The organism is Kitasatospora sp. NPDC101176, assembly GCF_044768035.1.
In the GTDB taxonomy this organism is placed as follows: Bacteria; Actinomycetota; Actinomycetes; order Streptomycetales; family Streptomycetaceae; genus Kitasatospora.
Genome location: NZ_JBIWPA010000001.1, coordinates 188,338 through 206,573 on the forward strand (window position 1 = coordinate 188,338; position 18,236 = coordinate 206,573).

Here is an 18,236-nt window from a genome sequence, read left to right on the forward strand (position 1 = left end):
CGGCACGGTTGGCTTCTGCCACTATGGGCCCGTGACAGACCTGACCGAACAGGAAATCCGCGCCACCCGGCCCACCGGCTCGTTCGCCGGACTGCTGGAGATCGAGCGCCTGGACGAGAACACGTTCCGGGGCCACTGCCACGCCGGGGCCCCGATGCGCGCCTTCGGCGGACACGTCGCCGCGCAGTCCCTCGTCGCCGCCGGGCGCACCTGCGACGGCGGGCGCGCGGTGCACTCGCTGCACGGCTACTTCCTGCTGCCCGGCGACCCGACCCAGCCGATCCGCTACGAGGTCGAGCGGGTCCGCGAGGGCGTCTCCTACACCACCCGCCGGGTAACGGCGCTGCAGAACCAGAACGCGATCTTCAGCCTCTCCGCCTCCTTCAAGCGCGCCGAGCCGGCCGGCGACCGGCACCGGGCGATCCCCCCGGTGCCCGGCCCCGAGTCGCTGCCGGACGCCTTCTCGGCCTGGGACCCGGCGCTGCGCGCGGCGATCCTGCGCACCGGCGGCTTCCGCGACCTCGAACTGCGCTTCGTGCCGTCCGACGCGCCCGGGGTGCCGCCGGCCGTGCCCGGGATGCCGCAGCAGTTCGTCTGGATGCGGATCGCCTCCCCGCTGCCGGAGGGCGACCCGCTGCTGCACGTCTGCGCGCTCACCTACCTGTCCGACCTGACCCTGGCCTCCACCTCCGGGCTGCACGAGCAGCCGAACTTCTTCCAGCGCAGCGAGCCGCCCCGGCTGCTGATCGCCTCGCTCGACCACGCGATGTGGTTCCACCGCCCGTTCCGCGCCGACGAGTGGCTGCTGTTCGCCCAGCGCAGCCCGTCCTCCTCGGACGGCCGGGGGCTGTCGCTCGGCGAGTTCTACGACCGGGACGGGAACCTCGTCGCCTCCGCCGTCCAGGAGGCGCTGCTGCGCCGGCTGCGCTGACCCGCGCCGCCCGGGGCGCGGGCCCGGCGGGCCCGCGGAACCGGCCGGCCCCCGGGCACGACCGGGCCCCCCGGGCACGCCGGTGACCACCCGGCGAACGGAAGGGGGCCGGTCGGCGTCATACTCCTGAGCGGCCCCGGCCCGTATCATGGTGCGGGTGACCAAGGTTGACCTGTCACCACGGCCGGTGGAGGCGATGTCTCCGCGTCAGCTCGAACGCCGCGAAAGCCTGATCGCGGCCGCGCTCGCCCTGGTGAACGAGATCGGCGTCGAGCGGCTGCAGATGAAGCAGGTCTGTGAGCGGTCCGGAGTCGCCCTGGGGACGGCGTACCGCTACTTCTCCTCCAAGGACCACCTCCTGGCGGCCGCGATCGCCGAGTGGCACCGCAGACTGCTGGCCGACCTGGTGGCGGAGCTGCGCGGCCCGCGCGCCGGGCTCGGCGCCACCGACCGGGCGGTGCGCTTCGTCCGCGGCGGCATGCGGGCCTACCAGCGCCAGCCCGAACTGGCCCGGCTGCGGGTGGCCGTCGCCGCCTCCACCGACCCGTTCGCCAGCGAGGCGCTGCAGGGCATGGCCCGGGCCGACAGCACCGCCCTCCAGGCCGTGACGACGGAGGTACCGGCGGCGGCCAGCGAACTGGTGCGGCACATCGTCGCGCACGCCTGGCAGGGCGAGCTGACCGCCTGGGTGACCGGCCGCACGACCCTCGGCGACGCCAGGCGGCGGCTGGAGGACGTGGTGCGGCTGGTGCTGAACCCGTACGAGCCGCCGTACCCGGTGCCGTACGAGGTCCAGCCCACCGGCCACCGCACCTGACGGCTCCGCCGGGCCCAGCGGCCCCGCCCGCGCCGGGCCCGGTGACCGGCACCGGTCCGGGCCGCGGCGGGGCGGGGCGTCGGGCGGGAACCGGCACGGGCCGGCCGACACCGGCGCGGGTGGCAGGGCGCGGCACGCCACCAGCCCCGGCCCGGGCGGCCGCGGCGGCTACGCCACCGTCACCGGGTGGGCCACCACCGCGCCGAACAGGTAGCCCTCCCGGTTGAACACCGCCCGCTCCGGCTGGCCGTTGCCCCGACGGTCGGTCGCCCGGGCCCGCAGCTCGTACGCGCCGGGGCCCTCGGGGCGCCAGTCGACGCTCCAGCGCGTCCAGTCGTGGGCGCGCGGCTCGTCCCGCAGGTCGGCGCGCCGCCAGCTGCGGCCGCCGTCCGTGCTCACCTCGACCGTGCGCACCGGGGCCGCGCCGGACCACGAGCGCCCGTGCAGCCGGTGGCCGCGGCCGGCCTCCAGCACCGCGCCCCGGGCCAACTCGAAGGCGCTCTTGACCACCTGGGCGGTGATCGGCGCGGTGCCGGCGGCCGGGTAGTCGGGGCCCCAGAGCCGGTAGAAGTCGGTGTTCCAGGGCGAGTACAGGGGGTGGTCGGCCACCTCGATCGTGCCCACCCACTTGATCGAGGCGATCCCCACCCAGCCGGGCACCACCAGGCGCACCGGCGCACCGTGGTCGGGGGTCAGCGGCTCGTCGTTCATCTCGTAGGCGAGCAGCACGTCGTCCAGTGCCTTGGCGACGGGCAGCGGCCGGCGCACCGGCCCGAGGTCGGTGCCGCCGGTGACGTAGTGCGGGTCGAGGCCGGCCGGCAGCACGTCCACGGCCGCCCGGGTCAACCCGGCCGCCCGCAGCACGTCGGCCAACCGGACGCCCCGCCAGCTCGCCGAGCCGATGCCCCCGAGGGTCCACGGCGTGCCCGGGACGGCCTGCCCCTGCTGGCTCGCGTAGAAGCTGCGGCCGTTGCCGGCGCACTCGATCAGCGCGCTGATCCGGGTGGACGGCAGGTCCTGCAGGTCCTCCAGGCCGAACTCCACCGGCTGCCCGGCCGCCGGGGCACCGCGCAGGCCGGTCCCGAACAGTTTCAGCCGCCAGGTGTCCGGGTCGATCAGCGGGGTCGCGGTGTGGTTGCGGACGAAGAACCGCTCCACCGGGACGTGCCGCCCGACGGCGGCGTCGCCGTCGGCGTCGCGCAGCGCGTCCCAGCGCATCTCGGCGTTGGTGCCGCGCGGGACGAACCACTCGGCGGGCAGCGGCTTGACGATCCCCGGCACGGGCCTGGGCACCTCCTCGGCGGCCGCCCGGGCCGGGGCGAGCACCGGGGCGGCCAGGGCGGGCGCGGCGAGCGCCCCGGCGGCGGCGAGCATCCGCAGCAGCGTCCGGCGGTCCACGCCGTCGGCCCGGGCCTCACCGGCCAGCCACTGGCGCCGGCGCAGGCGGTCGTAGGCGGCCTCGTCGAGCGCGGGGGCCCGGTCGGACGGCGTGGCGGGGGTCTGGACCTCGGCTGCCATCGGCGGCACTCCTTCGTTTCTCAGGGTAGGCGGTTCGGCGGTGGACGCGCGGCGGGCCGGGGCGGGGCCGGCCGGGCCCGCCCCGGCCCGGGGTGCGGCGGGGTGCGGGAGGCCGGGGGTGCGGCCGGGCCCGGGGCGCGGCTGGGCCCGTCAGGGCCTCGGGGGGTCGTTCGGCAGGGTCATTCGGCAGGGTCATTCGGCAGCGGGCCGCTCGAGGGGGCCTCGAGGGGGCCCGGAGCGGGTCAGCGGCCGGATCGACAGGCCTGGCGGCGGGCGCGGCGGCCCGGACAACAGCCGAGCGGACGGCGCGGCGGCATCCCGCCGGGCCGGGCGGCGGTCCGCCCGGTCGGCACCACGTCGCGGCGTCCCCCGGTCACGGTCCCGGATCCTACGGCGTGGCCGACCGCCCGTCAGGCGGATCCGCGATCCGGGGCTTGACCTTCCCACCGGTGTGAACACCTACCGTTCCGTCGTCGGCGCAGGTCCGCCGCCGCCCCGAAAACAGTGCCCCCGAGGAGCCGTCATGCCGTCCGTCCCCGCCCCGCTCGCCCGGATCGTCCAGGGCTCCGGCCCCGGCCTGCTGCTCGCGCACGGCGCCGGCGGCAGCGCCCGGGACAACTGGGGCCCGCTGATCGCCGACCTCGCCGCCCACCGCACCGTCGTCGCCCCCGACTTCCCCGGCTCCGGCGACACCCCCGGCGAACCGGACGAGCCGACCCTGGACGGGCTCGCCGACCGGCTGGTCGCCACCGCCGTGGAGGAGGGCCTGGACACCTTCGACCTGGCCGGCTACTCGCTGGGCGCCGCCGTCGCCGTCCGGGCCGCGACCCGCCACCCCGGCCGGGTCCGCTCGCTGTTCCTGCTCTCGGGCGTGGCCGGCGGCTCGGCGCGGCTGCGGCTGCTCACCGACCTCGTCGCCGAACTGGCCGACCGGCCCGCCGACCTGGCCCGTCTGGTGCTGACGGTCGTCCTCGGCGAGACCTGGGTGGAGGCGCTGCCCGCCGACGGGCTCGCCGCCCTCCAGGAGGCGCTCGGCGGCCCCGTCCCGGCCGGCCTGAAGCAGCAGTTCCGGCTGGCCGGCCGGGCCGACGTGCGCGACGAGCTGGCCGACGTCACCGTCCCGGCGCTGGTGGTCGGCACCGCCGAGGACGGCCTCGTCCCGCCGTCCCAGCACCGCGCCCTGGCCGAGGGCATCCCCGGCGCGCGCTTCGTCGAACTCCCCTGCGGGCACCTGCCGATGGTCGAGCAACTGCCCCGACTGCGGGAACTGGTGCTGGAGTTCGTCGAGGACTGAGCCCGCGGCGGTGCGCGGCGGCGGCCGGGACGGGCCGCCGCCGGTGGGAATGCCCTACGTCCGGCGGGTGTTCGCCCGGTCATGCGCATCGGAGAACTCGCCCGGCTGACCGGGGTTTCCACCCGTCTGCTCCGCTACTACGAGGAGCAGGGCCTGCTGCGGCCCGCCCGCACCGCGGCCGGCTACCGCGAGTACGGCGAGGAGGACACCGTCCGGGTCTGGCAGATCCGCAGTCTGCTCGGGGCGGGCCTGACCACCCGGGTGATCGCCGAGCTCCTCCCCTGCGCCAGCGGCCCCGTCCCGGTCCTGGAGGCCTGCCCCGACCTGCTGGCCACCCTGCGCGGCGAGCTCTCCGACCTGGACACCCGGATCGAGGAGCTCAGCCGCAGCCGCCGCGCCCTCTCCCGCTACCTGGCCACCGCGCACGCCCCGGTCGCCGACCACGCGGCCGGCCGGGCGGCCTGACGGACCGCAGGGCCCACCCGGGGCCGCCGCGGCGCGTCCTCCGCGGGCGCGCCCCGGGCCCGCCCACCCGGCGCGCCCTCCCGCCCCTCGCGGCACGAACTGGACATAGTGCGACATACGGCTCGGCTCCGACCGTGCCGGCACCCCAGCTCCGCCCCCCGAGGTACGAGAGGTCCGCCCGATGAGCAGCCAGTCGCCGCCGTCCGCGCCGCGCGTGAAGGAGCCCGACGAGCCCGCCGCGACCCTGCCCGCCGACCGGGCGGTCTTCGGGATCAGCGCCGTCCTGGTGCTGGGCGTGGTCGCCTGGGGCGTGTTCGCCCAGGACTCCCTCGGCCGGACCTCCTCCAGTGCGCTCGGCTGGGTCCTGCACAACTTCGGCTGGCTGTTCGTGGTGGCCGCGGACGTCTTCCTCGCGGTCACCGTGCTGCTCGCGTTCAGCCGCTTCGGCCGCATCCGGCTCGGCCGCGACGACGACGTGCCCGAGTTCTCCACCCTCGCCTGGGTCGCCATGATGTTCAGCGCCGGGATGGGCATCGGCCTGATGTTCTACGGCGTCGGCGAGCCGCTCCAGCTGTTCGCCGCCCCGCAGCCCGGCTCCGGCGTGGAGCCGCAGAGCGCGGCCGCCGCCCAGCAGGCCCTGGAGTTCTCGCTCTTCCACTGGACCCTGCACCCCTGGGCGATCTACGCGGTCGGCGGGCTCGCCCTCGCCTACACCACCTTCCGCAAGGGCCGCGGCAACCGCGTCTCCGCCGCCTTCGTCCCGCTGATCGGGCAGCGCGGCGCCGACGGCTGGGCCGGCCGGGCGATCGACCTGCTCGCCGTCCTCGCCACCGTCTTCGGCTCCGCGACCAGCCTCGGCCTCGGCGCGCTGCAGGTCGCCGACGGCCTCGGCTACATCTCCTCGGTGCGCAACACCCAGAACGCGCAGCTGGTCATCATCGGCTCGCTCACCGCCGCCTTCGTGCTCTCGGCGTTCTCCGGCGTCCACAAGGGCGTCAAGTGGCTCTCCACCTCGAACGTCGTACTGGCCTCGCTGATCATGCTGTTCGTCTTCGTGTTCGGCCCGACGGTCTTCGTGCTCGACGCGATCCCGTCGTCCGTCGGCGGCTACCTCTCGGACCTGCTGGTCATGTCCACCCAGACCGGTGCCTTCACCGACGAGACCTGGCTGGGGTCCTGGACCGTCTTCTACTGGGCGTGGTGGCTGTCCTGGGCTCCCTTCGTCGGCACCTTCATCGCGCGCATCTCGCGCGGCCGCACCATCCGGCAGTTTCTGCTCGGCGTGCTGCTGGTGCCGAGCGGGGCCACCGTCGTCTGGTTCTGCGTGATGGGCGGCACCGCGATCCGGCAGGTCACCACCGGCGCGGCCGACCTCGTCGCGACCATCCCGCAGGGCGCCGAGGCCTCGCTCTTCGAGATGCTGCGCTCGCTGCCGCTCGGCTCGGTCACCAGCGTGGTCGCCGTGCTCCTGGTGATGACCTTCTTCATCACCAGCGCCGACTCCGCGTCCCTGGTGCTCGGCTCGCTCTCCAGCCGCGGCTCGCTGCACCCGCGCACCTGGCTGGTGGTCGTCTGGGGCGTGCTGATGGGCGGGGTCGCCGCCGCCCTGCTGCTGGCCGGCGGGCTCACCGCGCTGCAGAACGCCACCATCCTGGTCGCGCTGCCGTTCGTGGTGGTGATGCTGCTGCTCTGCGTCTGCCTGATCAAGGAGCTCCGCGAGGACCCGGCCGCCGGGCCGTCCCGGCTGCACCCCGCGCACGGCCTGCGGGACGCCGTCAAGGTCGCCGTCGGGGAGGCCCTCGCCGAACGGACGCCACCCCGCTGACCAGCACGTACGCCCCGCCCGGGCCGCGGTGGGGCGTACGCGGCCAACCGACGCCCAACCCCCGTCCGGACTTCACCCGCGCGTACCGACCGTTCACACCGCCCTGGAACCCTCCCTGTCATGAACGCCAGCCCTCAGGCGCCCGACCAGGAACCGCGCTTCCCGCTCCCCCAGCGCCACCGCCGCCTGCTCGCCTGCACCGCCGTCCTCGCCTCCATCGCCCTCGGCGCCCTCGGAGTCGGCGCCACCGTGGAGACCGTCGAGCGCGGGACCGTGGCCACCGCCACCGCGAGCAGATAGCGGCCCCGCCGCCGCCTTCCGGCCGTCCCCTCCTCCGTCCGGCCCGGACCGGGCTCCGCACCGGGCACGCGGGGATTCCGGACCTCACGCCTCCCCTGCCGCAGTCCTGCCCAGCCCCCGCACGCCGCCACCCGACCGGGAGCGGCCCGCGGGGGCTGCGGCCGTCTCAGACCGGGCCGGCCTCGCCGCAACCCGCGTCGGCTCCGGCCGGGCGGGAGTGGCGGCCGGTGCCGGGGGCGGGGCGCAGGTCAGGGGCGGGCGCGTAGCGGGCCGCGGGCGGGCGCAGCAGCCAGCCCGGGGGCCACGTGCCGCGCGGGGTGGGAGCGATCAGGCCGAGCCCGTGGAGCAGGTCGAGGGCGTCGCGGCGCAGCGCGGTGCGGTCGGCGAGGTAGTCGCGGCGCCAGCCGGCCGGGAGCGCGTACTCGTCGGCGATGTCGCCGAGGAGCCCGTCTATCAGCGCGTCGGGGATGGGGACTCCGTCGCCGCAGATGGGCTCGCCGGGCAGCGGGCGGACCTCCTCGACGAGGCGTTCGAGCAGCAGCAGGGCGGCCTGGGCGTGGGTGTCGGCGCCGGGAAGGGCGAGGTCGGTGAGTTCGCCGGCCGGGTCGAGCAGGGCGACGCCCTCGGCCCGCAGCTCGGTCTCCAGGCCGAGGAACTCGGCGAGCGCGGCCGGGCCGCTGAGCCGGTGCTCGTGCAGCCAGGCCCGCCGGTCCTCGGGCAGGTCGGCGGCGAGGACGGCGGGCGTCTCGGCGAGCAGGCGGCGCACGGCGGTGGCGGGTTCGGCCTCGGCGGCCCGGCGGACGAGGTCGCCGGCGTCGGCGGCGAGGGCGGGCGGGCCGGCCGGGACGGCGCGGGCGAGTTCGCGGTCGACGGTGAGCAGCACGGCCCCGCGCGCAGCAGTGGGAGCGGCCCCGTCCGGCGGCCCGGCCGGATCCGGCCCGTCGGCCTCGTCCCGGCCGTCTCCCCGGTCCTGCGGGTCCGCCGGCAGGCCGTCGAGGACCTGCCAGTCGGCCAGCACCGCGAGGGCCGCGGCGCGCTCGGCCGCGGTGGCGGCGAGCCCGGGCGCGGCGGTGCACAGGGCGTCCAGCAGCCGCCCGTGCGGCAGTTGCCCCGGGGCGTCGACGAGCAAGGCCAGGGCGAGGGCGAGTTGGGCGTAGCCGGCGGGCGTGAAGGGCACACCGGTGGCGGGGTGCACGAGGCGGCGGGCGGTGCCCGGGCCGAGGCCGGCCTTGTAGAGCCGGGCGTGCCGGGGGCCGACGGCGAGGCGGTAGCCGAGCAGGGTGTCGAAGCGTTCGGTGAGCCAGTCGCGGTGACGGTGGATCAGCGGGAATCCGTCGGCGTGCGGGCCGGCCGCGGTGACCAGCGGGTGGGCGAGCAACAGGCGTGCGGCGATCCGGCGTTCGGCGGCGAGCGGGTCCGCTGCGGGCGGGCCGGCCGGGCCGGGCGCGGGGGCGTCCTGGCCGGCGCGGTCCTGGCCGCCCGGCACCGGGCGGGGTCGTTCGGGCCTGCGGTGCCGGCCGGGCCCGCCCGGTTTGGCGCCTGACCGGACGACGGGCAGCGCGGAAGCGTCCCGACGGGCGCGGCGCAGCGCGCCGGCGGTGCGGGCCTCCCGGGCGCGCAGGGCCGCGGCGGCGTGCGCGGTGGGGCCGTGCCACCAGCTGACGCCGGGGTCGGCGGCCGCTTCGGCGGCGGCGCCGAGGTGGCGGGCCGGGTAGAGGCCGAAGGCGGCGGTGCAGAGGTCGTCGGCGGCGCCGGGGGCGGCGGCGGCGAACCAGTGGGCGAGCCGGAGCAGTCCGGGGTCGGGGGACAGCCGTGGGGTGCGGCCTGCGGCGGCCGGCGCCTGCGGGGCGTCAGCGCGGGGGCCGGGCACGGCATCGGACGGGCCCTCGCCGGTGCGGGCCGGCGGGCCGGCGGCGGCCGCTGCGGCCGCGGGTTCCACGGGGCTCGCGGCAGCGGGTCCGCGTACGGCGAGCAGGGCGTCGGCGCTCCCCCGCCCCGTTCCGCCCGCGCGCCCGTCCGGCCGGTCGGCGGCCACCCGGGTGGCGCCGACCGCGTAGTCCTGCTGCTCCATGTCGGAGACCAGACTAGACGGTGGCCGCGCAGCCGGTGGCGGCTACCGGTCGTGCGCCGGGGGCGGCCGCGAAAGTGGCCGCCCGCCCTCCGCCACCTCCCGTGCCCGGGCGCGCCGCGCCGCCGCGCCGTCATCCGCCCTTCTCCGGCGGGGTTACGCACCGGTAACCCCGGTCTTCCGCCGCACCGGCCGGTCGCTTAGGGTCGGTCCCGCCCGCACGTCACACACCGCGACGTCCCACCCCGCGACGTCCCGTCCCTCTACGTCCCACCCCGTGCCGTCCCGCCCCACCCCGGAGGTCCGCAGCCGCATGAGCATCCGTACGACCACCCGTGCCGTCCTCGGCGGGCGCCTGCGCCCGGCCGCCGGCCTGCTCGGCGGCTTCGCGGCCACCTCGGCGGCGCACCTGGGCGCGATCCTGTCCGGCTCGCCGGTGCTGCGCAACGCCACCAAGCCGGCCCTGATGCCGCTGCTGGCCGCCCACAGCGTGACGGCCGCCACCGCCGCCGGGCGCCGGGCGCCGCGGCAGTTGGCGCCCGCGCTGCTGCTGAGCGCGGGCGGGGACGTGCTGCTCCAGCTGAAGACCGACCCGGCGTTCCTGGCCGGCATGGGCTCGTTCGCGGCGGCGCACGTGTGCTACGTGACGATGTTCGTCCAGCGCGGGGCGCTGAACGAGCGCCGCCGGGCGCTGGTGGTGGCGGCCGCGTACGCGACGGCCTGGGCGGCCGTGATCGGGCGGCTCTGGCCGGACCTGGGGGACCTCCAGGTGCCGGTGGCCGGCTACAGCCTGCTGCTCGCCTCGACGGCCGTCACCTCGGCCGGCCTGGGCTGGCGGACCGGGCTGGGCGGTGCGCTGTTCCTGCTCTCCGACACGCTGATCGCCACCCAGCTGGCGAAGTGGAAGGAGCTGCCGGGGCATCAGTTCTGGATCATGGCGACGTACGTCCTGGCGCAGTACCTGCTGGCGAGCGGGACGCTCCGGCACGAGCAGGAGCACGGCGGCCCCGACCGGTCCGACGCGCGCGACCGCACGGCCGCCGGTCACCGGTTCTCCCCGCAGACCGTCTGAGACCCGTCCGCGCGCCGCCGCACCCGTCGGGGCCGGGGGCGCGCGGACGGGTCCGGGGGCGCGCGGACGGGGCGGCGGGGCCGTCAGGCGCCTCGTCGGCGCAGCAGCCAGAAGCCGCCGATGCCGCCCGCGACGAGCGCCAGGCCGCCGGCGAGCTCCGCCGGATCGGCCGCGACCGAACCGCCGAGGCCGGTCTTCACCGCGCCGTGCGGGGCGACCTGCTGGCTGCCGGCGCCGGACTGGCCGAGCGAGCCCGCCCACTCGCCGGCGGCCTGGCCCCACTCGCCGAGGGTCTTGTCCGGGGTGGCGGCCGCGACGGTGGCGACGGTGACGCTGGTGGAGAAGGTGCCGCCGTCCGGGCAGGTGCCGTCGACCTTGCTGTCCCCGGCGTGCTGGCCGGCCAGCCGGGCGGAACCGGTGTGCTTCCCGTCGGCGCCCAGGGTGAGGGTGGCCGGGCCGCCCTCGAAGGCCGCCGAGTGGGCGGTGATGGTCTTGGCGTCGGGCTTGTCCGACTTCTCGCAGGAGACCGTGACCGTCACGGTCTGGCCCGGTGCGGCCTGGGACGGACTGACCGAGGCCGCGCCGTCCCTGGCGGAAGCGAGGGGGGCCGTCAGGCCGGTCAGCACCGTCGCGCCGATCAGGGCGGCGGCGGCCGTACGCGTGGGGCGCATGCCGGAACCTCCGGGATTCTCGGGCGCAGCCGGGGGAACTCCGATGTCCACGTGGTCGAACGACTGCACCCGGTTACTCACCGACGGTAGGGAGGCCACCGGGGCCCGGCCACCCGGTCTGGACCGTCCGGGTGAGCACCCCTCACCGTGCGTGAGCCGCCGCCGACGGCCCTGCGGCGCGTCGACGGCGGCCCACCTGCTGCGGCCCGCGCGCGGCGACTCACCCTCGGCGACTCACAGGTCGAGGTCCACCACGACCGGCGCGTGGTCCGAGGTGCCCTTGCCCTTGCGGGCCTCGCGGTCCACGTAGCTGTCGGTGACGGCGTCGACGAACGGCTTGTTGGCGTAGGTGAGGTCGATCCGCATGCCGCGGTTCTTCGGGAAGGCCAGCTGGCGGTAGTCCCAGTAGGTGTAGGGGCGGTCGTACTTGAGCGGACGGGGCATCACGTCGTGCAGGCCGACCTCGCCGAGGGCGGCCAGCGCGGCCCGCTCGGGCGGGGTGACGTGGGTGAGCCCCTCGAAGGCGGCGACGTCGTAGACGTCCTCGTCGGCGGGGGCGATGTTGAAGTCCCCGAGGACGGCGAAGGGGCGCTCGCCGGCGGCGTCCCCGGCGGCGGCCAGGCGCAGCGCCTCCAGCCACTCCAGCTTGTAGCGGTAGTGCGCGTGGTCGACCTCGCGGCCGTTGGGCACGTAGACCGACCAGACCCGGACCGGGCCGCAGGTGGCGGCGACGGCGCGCGGCTCGACGTCGGGCAGCAGGGCGCCGTCGGCGAGGTAGCCGGGCTGGCCGGGCAGGTCGCGCACGACGTCCTCGAGGCCGAGCCGGGAGACGACGGCGACGCCGTTCCAGCGGCCGGTGCCGTGGGCCGCCGTCTCGTAGCCGAGGGCGCGGACCTCGTCGTGCGGGAAGGCGTCGGCCGCGCACTTGAGCTCCTGGAGGCAGAGCACGTCGGGCTTGGCGCTCTCCAGCCACTCCAGGAGCTTGGGCAGCCGGGCGGTGACGGAGTTGATGTTCCAGGTGGCGATGCGGACGGTCACGGCGGGCGGCCTTCCCGGTGGTTCGGTACGGACAGGGGTGGGCCCCGCGGGAGGCCCACCCCGAACATACCGCCCGGCACCGACGGCCCCGGCCGGTCAGCCCGCGGGCCGCACCACCGCGGCCGAGCCGCCGCCGCGCCGCACCGGCTCGGCGGCCGCCACCCAGCGCCCGTCCGGCAGCCGCTCCACGCCGGTGGCGGCGCCGATCTCGGCGACGGGCGCGAAGACGTGCCCGAGCGCGTCCAGCCCGGGCCGCTCGGGCAGCGCGAGGAAGCCGGGCTCGGCCTGGGTGGCGGCGGTGTTGCGCTGGCTGGCGCGCGGCGCCGCGATGGCCTGCTCCAGGCTCAGGCCCCGGTCGAGCCGCCCCAGCAGCACCTGCAGGGTGGTCGTGATGATGGTGGCGCCGCCGGGGCTGCCGGTGGCGAGCAGCGGTTCGCCGTCGCGCAGCACGATGGTCGGGGAGATCGAGGAGCGCGGGCGCTTGCCGGGGCCGGGCAGGTTGGGGTCGGGGACGCCGGGGGTGAGCGGGGCGAAGTCGAAGTCGGTGAGCTCGTTGTTGAGCAGGAACCCGCGGCCGGGGACGGTGATGCCGCTGCCGCCGGTCTGCTCGATGGTGAGCGTGTACGAGACGACGTCGCCCCAACGGTCGGCGACCGTCAGGTGGGTGGTGTTGGGGCCCTCGTAGGGCTCGGCGACGGCGGGGCCGGCCGAGGCGCAGTCGGCGGGGTGGCGCGGGTCGCCGGGGGCGAGCGGGCTGGTGAGGGCGCGGCCGGGGTCGATCAGGCAGGCCCGGGAGGCGGCGTAGCGCGGGGAGAGCAGCTGCGCGGTGGGGACGTCCTCAGAGGCCGGGTCGCCGACCCAGCGGTTGCGGTCGGCGAAGGCGATCCGGGAGGCGTCCAGGAAGTGGTGGTAGTACTGCGTGCCGTCGTACGCGGAGAGCTCGCCGTCCTCCAGGATGCCGAGGGCCTCGCCGACGGTGGTGCCGCCGGAGCTGGAGGGGGCGATGGAGTAGACGTCGTAGTCGCGGTAGGCGACGTGGGTGGGGGCCTGGCGGCGGACCTGGTAGGCGGCGAGGTCGGCGGTGTCCACCCTGCCCGGGCGGGCGTTGCGGCCGGAGGCCGGGTCGACCGGCGGGTGCTGCACGGTGTCGGCGATCTCCTTGGCCAACTCGCCCTGGTAGAAGGCCTTGACGCCGTCCTTGGCGAGCAGCCGGTACGTCGCGGCGAGGTCGGGGTTGCGCAGCACGGAACCGACCGCGGGGAGGTTCCCGCCCGGCAGGAAGGTCTTCGCGGTGGCCGGGAAGTCCTTGAACCGGCTGTAGTTGTCGGAGGTCTGGCCCCGGAAGGTGTCGTCGACGACGAAGCCGTTCTCGGCGATCCGCTCGGCGGGCTCCAGCACGTCGGCGAGCGGGCGGCTGCCCCACTGGCGCAGCGCGGCGTCCCAGGTGGCGGGGGTGCCGGGGACGCCGACGGACAGGCCGCTGGTGACGGCGTCGGCGAAGGGCAGCGGTTTGCCGTCCTCCAGGAACAGCCCGGTGCCGGCGGTGCGGCCGGCCACCTCGCGGCCGTCGACGGTGTGCACCCGGCCGGTGGCGTGGTCGTAGTAGACGAAGTACCCGCCGCCGCCGATGCCGGAGGAGTAGGGCTCCGTCACCCCGAGCGCGGCGGCGACGGCCACCGCCGCGTCGACCGCGTTTCCGCCCTTGCGCAGCACCTCGATCCCGGCGGCGGTGGCGTCGGCGTCGACGCTGGCGACGGCGCCTCCCCAGCCGACCGCCTCCGGCACCTTCGGCGGCGGCGCGGCGGCCCCGGCCGGCCCGGTGGTGGACCAGACGAGCGCGGTGGCGAGCAGCAGTGACGGTGCGAGACGGGCCAGCGCCCTCATCCGAGTCCTCCTGAGTCGACGTCAACTCAGTTGTTCCACAGGCGACATGGATCCGACAACCACACCGCGACACTACCGGCGGGTAGCCTGCGCGTCGGGCGAGGCGAGGCAGAGAGGGGCAGAGAGGGGCGGGGAGGGGGCGGGGAGGGAACAGATGACAGACTTCAGATGACAGATTTCAGCGAACAGATAACGTCATCTGTTCGCTGAAATCTGTCTGCTGAAATCTGTCCGCCGAAACCCGTCCGCCGGACCGGTCAGCCCGCCGCGCTGCGCTCGACCCGGCGCCGCTTGATCGTGCGGAAGCGGCGGGCGACCTGGCGGGCGAGGTCGGCGGCGCCGACCAGACCCGCCTCGTTGCCCAGGGCGGCGTGCACGATGGCGGCCTCCGGGCGGAAGCCGCGCCCGGTGAGGGTGCGGCGGAAGGTGTCCCGGGCCGGGCCGAGCAGCAGGTCGCCGGCCTCGGAGACGCCGCCGCCGATGACGAAGCGGCCCGGGTCGAGCGCGGCGGCCAGGTTGGCGATGCCGACGCCCAGCCAGGTGCCGACCTCGTAGAGCAGTTCGGTGGCGGTCGGGTCCCCGGCCCGGGCGGCCTCGGTGACCAGCGGGCCGGTGATGCCCTCGACCGCGCCGCCGGCCCGGGCGAGCAGCGGCTGCACCACCGGGGACTCCTCGGCGACCAGCTCGCGGGCGTCGCGCACCAGCGCGTTGCCGGAGGAGTACTGCTCCCAGCAGCCGCGGTTGCCGCACGGGCAGCGGTGGCCGCCGGGCAGCACCTGCATGTGCCCGAACTCCCCCGCCAGGCCGTACTTTCCGCGGTCGACGTAGCCGTCGCGCACCACGGCGCCGCCGATGCCGGTGCCGAGGGTGAGCATCACCATGTGGTCCTCGCCGCGGCCGGCGCCGAAGCGCCACTCGGCCCAGGCGGCGGCGTTGGCGTCGTTCTCGACGATCACCGGGAAGCGCAGCCGCTCGCTGAGGGCCTGCTGGAGCGGTTCGCCGCGCCAGTTGAGGTGCGGGGCGAAGAGCACGGTGGAACGCTCGGCGTCGACCCAGCCTGCCGCGCCGATGCCGACGGCGTGGACGTCGTGCCGGTCGGCGAGCTCCAGCACCAGGTCGACGATGACGTCCTCGACGACCTTGGGGCTCTTGCTCTTGTCCGGGGTGTCGGTGCGCAGCTTCTCCAGCACGTTGCCCTCGCCGTCCACCACTCCGGCGACCACCTTGGTGCCGCCGATGTCGACGCCGATGGTGGGCAGCCGCAGTATCCCGGCGGGCAGGGCACGGCGGCGGCGCTCGGCCCGCGGGCCGAGGCCGAGCAGGGTGGGCAGGACGGCCGGCCGGGTGCCGCCTTGGGGGCTGTTCACGGCTGCGGACGCTCCTCACGAGGGGTGGTGGGGTCGGGGCGGGCCAGCTCGTGCGAGAGTTCGGCGAGGTCGGAGCCGCCGGCCATCTCGGTGGTGAGCTGTTCGAGGCCGATCGCGGCACGCGGGTGGCTGCCGGCCATCCGGCCCCGCTTGAGCAGGGTGAAGTGGTCGCCGACCAGGTACGCGTGGTGCGGGTTGTGGGTGATCAGGACGACTCCGAGCCCGGCGTCGCGGGCTGCGGTGACGTACTTGAGGACCACCCCGGACTGCTTGACGCCGAGCGCGGCGGTCGGCTCGTCCAGGATGAGCACCCTGGCGCCGAAGTGCACGGCGCGGGCGATCGCCACGCACTGGCGCTGCCCGCCGGAGAGGGTGCCGATCGGGCGGTCGACGTCGTGCAGGTCGACGCCCATCCGGGCGAGCGCCTCGCGGGTGGTGGCGCGCATGCCCTCGGCGTCCAGGCGCAGCCCGCCCCAGCGGCGGTGGCCCTGCTCGGAGCCGAGGAAGAAGTTGCGCCAGACGGGCATCAGCGGGACGACGGCGAGGTCCTGGTAGACGGTGGCGATGCCGAGGTCCAGGGCCTGCCGCGGGGAGGTGAGCCGGACCTCCTCGCCGCCTACGGTGTAGGTGCCCTCGTCGTGCTGGTGCAGTCCGGCGATGATCTTGATCAGGGTGGACTTGCCGGCCCCGTTGTCGCCGAGCACGCAGCTGATCTCGCCGGCGTGCAGGGTGAGCGAGACGTCCTGGAGGGCGCGGACGGTGCCGTAGGTCTTGCCGACGCCCTCCAGCGCGAGGAGTTCTTCGCTGCTCATCGCGGCCCCCGTTCGGCCTGGCGCTTGACGTAGGCGTTCAGCAGGGCGGCGAGCAGCAGCATCGCGCCGAGGAAGAACTTGAACCAGTCCGGGTTCCACTGGGCGTAGATGATCCCCTTGCTGACCATGCCGAAGATCAGCGCGCCGAGCGCCGAGCCGACCACCGAGCCGTAGCCGCCGGTGATCAGGCACCCGCCGATGACGGCCGCGACGATGTAGATCAGCTCGTTGCCGACGCCCTCGCCGGACTGCACGGTGTCGAAGGAGAACAGCAGGTGCTGGCCGAGCACCCAGGCGCCGAAGCCGACGCCGAGGTAGAGCAGCGTCTTGGTCCGGGCGACCGGCACGCCCACCGCGCGGGCGGCGGCCGCGTCACCGCCGACGGCGAAGATCCAGTTCCCGAAGCGGGTGCGCAGCAGGATCCAGGTGCCGACCGCGAGCAGGCCCAACCACCACCAGACGGTGGCCTTGACGGTCAGTCCGCCGACGGTGACCTCGGAGGCGAACAGCCAGCGGCAGGAGGCGAAGCCCTGCATGTCGGAGATCGGCTTGGTGGAGACGGTGCCGGATACCAGCTTGGTGACGCCCAGGTTGGCACCGGTCAGCATCAGGAAGGTGCCGAGGGTGACGATGAAGCTGGGCAGCCGGGTGCGGCCGAGCATCCAGCCGTTGAATCCGCCGACCGCCAGCGTGACGGCGAGCGAGACGGCCACCCCGACCCAGGTCACCGCGGTGAACTGGTAGGAGACCATCGAGGAGGTCAGCGCGGCGGTGGTGACCAGCACGCCGGCCGACAGGTCGAACTCGCCGCCGATCATCAGCAGCGAGACCGGGACGGCCATGATCCCGATGGTGGACGCCGCGTAGAGCACGGTGCCCAGCGAGGAGACCCGGAGGAAGGGCCCGGCCGCGGCGGCGAAGACCAGGAACACCGCGACGGCGGCGATCAGCGAGCCGAGTTCGGGGCGGGCGAGCAGGCGGCGCAGCGCGGCCGGGCGGTCCTGGGCGAGGACGTCGGTGGCGGTCACCGCGTCCCCCTCGCGACGTACTCGGCGAGCGCGTCGGCGTCGTCCCTGGTCAGGATCTGCGGTCCGGTCGCGACGGGCTTGCCGCCGCCGAGCATGTCGAGGTTGCTCCGGTAGAGCCAGAGCAGGTCGACGCCCTCGTAGCCCTGCAGGTAGGGCTGCTGGTCGACGGCGAAGCCGACGCTGCCGGACTTGAGGCCGGCGACGACCTGCTGCCCGAGGTCGAAGGTGTCCAGCTCGACGGGGCGACGGGCGTCCTGGATCGCCTGCAGCCCGGTGGCGGCCATCGGGCCGGAGAGGGTCAGGACGGTGTCGACGGACGGGTCGGCCTGGAGCTTGGCGGAGATCGCGGCGCGGGCGTCGGGCATGTTGACGCCGTCGACGTAGAGCACCTGGAAGGTGCCGCCGGCCTTGGCCTGGGCGCCGGCGCAGCGCTGCTCCTGGCCGACGTTGCCCTGCTCGTGGATGACGCAGAGCACGTTCTTGCGGCCGCGGCCGGCCAGCTCGGTGCCGGCGGCTTGGCCGGCGGTGGACTCGTCCTGGCCGATGTGGGTGAGCGCGCCGAACTTCGCGGAGAACTCCTGGCCGGAGTTGATGGTGATCACGGGGATGCCGGCGGCCCTGGCCTTGCCGAGGACGTCGGCCATGGCGTCGCCCTTGGCGAGGGTGACCAGCAGGCCGTCGACCTTCTGGTCGATGGCGGCCTGGACGAGCTGGACCTGGTTCTGGGTCTGCGCGTCGTTGGAGTACAGGAAGGTGATGTTGTCCTTGGCGGCGGCCTGCTCGGCGCCCTTGCGCACGCTGTCCCAGAAGGCGTCGCCGGCTCCGGCGTGGGTCACCATGGCGACCTTCCAGCGCGGGGTGGTGACGGCGCTGCCGGCGGCGGCCGCCGCCTTGGCGCGGGCCTCCTCGGCGCGTCTGCCTCCGGTACTGCTGCAACCGGCCGCGGTGACCGCGAGTGCCAGGACGGCGCACACGGGCCAGATGCGGCGGGACGGGCGAAAGCGGGTTGTGCTCATCCCCCTATCCTCTCTGGCCGCCCGCCGCGTGATCGCACCGCCTCGCCCGGCGGGGTGCACGGCACGGGAGGTAAGGTGCCTCGGGGGACCTTCCTGGAAGTTCGCTGGACATCTCGTCCGGACGACCGCC

Annotated in this window: 16 protein-coding genes; 7 read left to right on the top strand and 9 right to left on the bottom strand. The window is 75.8% G+C overall.

Translation table 11 applies throughout. From position 1 onward, the window contains the following. Positions 1-31: 31 nt before the first annotated feature. Together ACIRS1_RS00750 and ACIRS1_RS00755 are read left to right on the top strand one after the other, a co-directional pair. Positions 32-931: an acyl-CoA thioesterase II gene (locus ACIRS1_RS00750; protein WP_360219872.1), complete on the top strand. Its 900-nt coding sequence runs from the start codon at positions 32-34 to the stop codon at positions 929-931. 157 nt (positions 932-1,088) lie between these two features. Further along, positions 1,089-1,748 (top strand): TetR/AcrR family transcriptional regulator, encoded by a 660-nt coding sequence (locus tag ACIRS1_RS00755; protein WP_402835733.1) that lies wholly within the window; start codon positions 1,089-1,091, stop codon positions 1,746-1,748. 168 nt (positions 1,749-1,916) lie between these two features. On the opposite strand, the gene ACIRS1_RS00760 is transcribed toward ACIRS1_RS00755, so the two are convergent. Beyond that, positions 1,917-3,266 carry a sulfite oxidase gene (locus ACIRS1_RS00760; protein WP_402835734.1) on the bottom strand — a complete coding sequence of 450 codons (1,350 nt, stop codon included), beginning with the start codon at positions 3,264-3,266 and terminating at the stop codon, positions 1,917-1,919. A 523-nt stretch (positions 3,267-3,789) separates the two neighbouring features. On the opposite strand from ACIRS1_RS00760, the gene ACIRS1_RS00765 reads away from it, so the two are divergent. From ACIRS1_RS00765 to ACIRS1_RS00780, 4 genes are all read left to right on the top strand, one after another. Continuing rightward, positions 3,790-4,560 (top strand): alpha/beta fold hydrolase, encoded by a 771-nt coding sequence (locus ACIRS1_RS00765; protein ID WP_402835736.1) that lies wholly within the window; start codon positions 3,790-3,792, stop codon positions 4,558-4,560. Positions 4,561-4,641: 81 nt separating this feature from the next. Continuing rightward, complete coding sequence (locus tag ACIRS1_RS00770) at positions 4,642-5,025, top strand: MerR family transcriptional regulator (protein WP_402835738.1); 384 nt, start codon at positions 4,642-4,644, stop codon at positions 5,023-5,025. Positions 5,026-5,206: 181 nt separating this feature from the next. Next, the gene (locus ACIRS1_RS00775) at positions 5,207-6,850 is read left to right on the top strand and encodes a BCCT family transporter (RefSeq protein WP_402835740.1); all 1,644 of its coding nucleotides are present in this window, start codon (positions 5,207-5,209) and stop codon (positions 6,848-6,850) included. Between the two features lie 120 nt (positions 6,851-6,970). Further along, positions 6,971-7,150 (top strand): hypothetical protein, encoded by a 180-nt coding sequence (locus ACIRS1_RS00780; RefSeq protein ID WP_402835742.1) that lies wholly within the window; start codon positions 6,971-6,973, stop codon positions 7,148-7,150. 166 nt (positions 7,151-7,316) lie between these two features. On the opposite strand, the gene ACIRS1_RS00785 is transcribed toward ACIRS1_RS00780, so the two are convergent. Beyond that, entirely contained in the window at positions 7,317-9,221 is a 1,905-nt protein-coding gene (locus ACIRS1_RS00785) for a DUF2398 family protein (RefSeq protein WP_402835744.1), read from the bottom strand. A gap of 310 nt (positions 9,222-9,531) precedes the next feature. Here ACIRS1_RS00785 and ACIRS1_RS00790 point away from each other — a divergent pair, with 310 nt between their 5' ends. Next, positions 9,532-10,290, top strand: a complete 759-nt coding sequence (locus ACIRS1_RS00790) for a lysoplasmalogenase (RefSeq protein ID WP_402835746.1) — start codon at positions 9,532-9,534, stop codon at positions 10,288-10,290. An 83-nt stretch (positions 10,291-10,373) separates the two neighbouring features. Here the strand turns inward: ACIRS1_RS00790 and ACIRS1_RS00795 are convergent, their stop codons facing one another. From ACIRS1_RS00795 to ACIRS1_RS00825, 7 genes are all read right to left on the bottom strand, one after another. Beyond that, on the bottom strand, positions 10,374-10,961 hold the full coding sequence (locus ACIRS1_RS00795) for a hypothetical protein (RefSeq protein ID WP_363362972.1): 588 nt from the start codon (positions 10,959-10,961) through the stop codon (positions 10,374-10,376). A gap of 234 nt (positions 10,962-11,195) precedes the next feature. Beyond that, on the bottom strand, positions 11,196-11,999 hold the full coding sequence (locus tag ACIRS1_RS00800) for an exodeoxyribonuclease III (protein WP_402835748.1): 804 nt from the start codon (positions 11,997-11,999) through the stop codon (positions 11,196-11,198). Positions 12,000-12,095: 96 nt separating this feature from the next. Further along, positions 12,096-13,883 carry a gamma-glutamyltransferase gene (ggt, locus tag ACIRS1_RS00805; RefSeq protein ID WP_402835750.1) on the bottom strand — a complete coding sequence of 596 codons (1,788 nt, stop codon included), beginning with the start codon at positions 13,881-13,883 and terminating at the stop codon, positions 12,096-12,098. Between the two features lie 257 nt (positions 13,884-14,140). Beyond that, entirely contained in the window at positions 14,141-15,250 is a 1,110-nt protein-coding gene (locus ACIRS1_RS00810) for an ROK family glucokinase (RefSeq protein WP_402835752.1), read from the bottom strand. Beyond that, the gene (locus ACIRS1_RS00815; RefSeq protein ID WP_360214022.1) at positions 15,247-16,062 is read right to left on the bottom strand and encodes an ATP-binding cassette domain-containing protein; all 816 of its coding nucleotides are present in this window, start codon (positions 16,060-16,062) and stop codon (positions 15,247-15,249) included. The genes ACIRS1_RS00810 and ACIRS1_RS00815 overlap by 4 nt, the downstream gene beginning before the upstream one ends. Further along, on the bottom strand, positions 16,059-17,090 hold the full coding sequence (locus ACIRS1_RS00820) for an ABC transporter permease (protein WP_402835754.1): 1,032 nt from the start codon (positions 17,088-17,090) through the stop codon (positions 16,059-16,061). Before ACIRS1_RS00820 ends, ACIRS1_RS00815 begins: the two co-directional genes overlap by 4 nt. Further along, entirely contained in the window at positions 17,087-18,106 is a 1,020-nt protein-coding gene (locus ACIRS1_RS00825; protein WP_360214018.1) for a substrate-binding domain-containing protein, read from the bottom strand. Before ACIRS1_RS00825 ends, ACIRS1_RS00820 begins: the two co-directional genes overlap by 4 nt. Positions 18,107-18,236 lie beyond the last annotated feature (130 nt).

Excerpts from the sequence above, each read along its gene's own strand:
- ACIRS1_RS00760 (WP_402835734.1), bottom strand. The coding sequence starts at position 3,266 with ATGGCAGCCGAGGTCCAGACCCCCGCCACGCCGTCCGACCGGGCCCCC.
- ACIRS1_RS00765 (WP_402835736.1), top strand. The coding sequence starts at position 3,790 with ATGCCGTCCGTCCCCGCCCCGCTCGCCCGGATCGTCCAGGGCTCCGGC.
- ACIRS1_RS00770 (WP_402835738.1), top strand. The coding sequence starts at position 4,642 with ATGCGCATCGGAGAACTCGCCCGGCTGACCGGGGTTTCCACCCGTCTG.
- ACIRS1_RS00775 (WP_402835740.1), top strand. The coding sequence starts at position 5,207 with ATGAGCAGCCAGTCGCCGCCGTCCGCGCCGCGCGTGAAGGAGCCCGAC.
- ACIRS1_RS00780 (WP_402835742.1), top strand. The coding sequence starts at position 6,971 with ATGAACGCCAGCCCTCAGGCGCCCGACCAGGAACCGCGCTTCCCGCTC.
- ACIRS1_RS00785 (WP_402835744.1), bottom strand. The coding sequence starts at position 9,221 with ATGGAGCAGCAGGACTACGCGGTCGGCGCCACCCGGGTGGCCGCCGAC.
- ACIRS1_RS00790 (WP_402835746.1), top strand. The coding sequence starts at position 9,532 with ATGAGCATCCGTACGACCACCCGTGCCGTCCTCGGCGGGCGCCTGCGC.
- ACIRS1_RS00795 (WP_363362972.1), bottom strand. The coding sequence starts at position 10,961 with ATGCGCCCCACGCGTACGGCCGCCGCCGCCCTGATCGGCGCGACGGTG.
- ggt (WP_402835750.1), bottom strand. The coding sequence starts at position 13,883 with ATGAGGGCGCTGGCCCGTCTCGCACCGTCACTGCTGCTCGCCACCGCG.
- ACIRS1_RS00815 (WP_360214022.1), bottom strand. The coding sequence starts at position 16,062 with ATGAGCAGCGAAGAACTCCTCGCGCTGGAGGGCGTCGGCAAGACCTAC.
- ACIRS1_RS00825 (WP_360214018.1), bottom strand. The coding sequence starts at position 18,106 with ATGAGCACAACCCGCTTTCGCCCGTCCCGCCGCATCTGGCCCGTGTGC.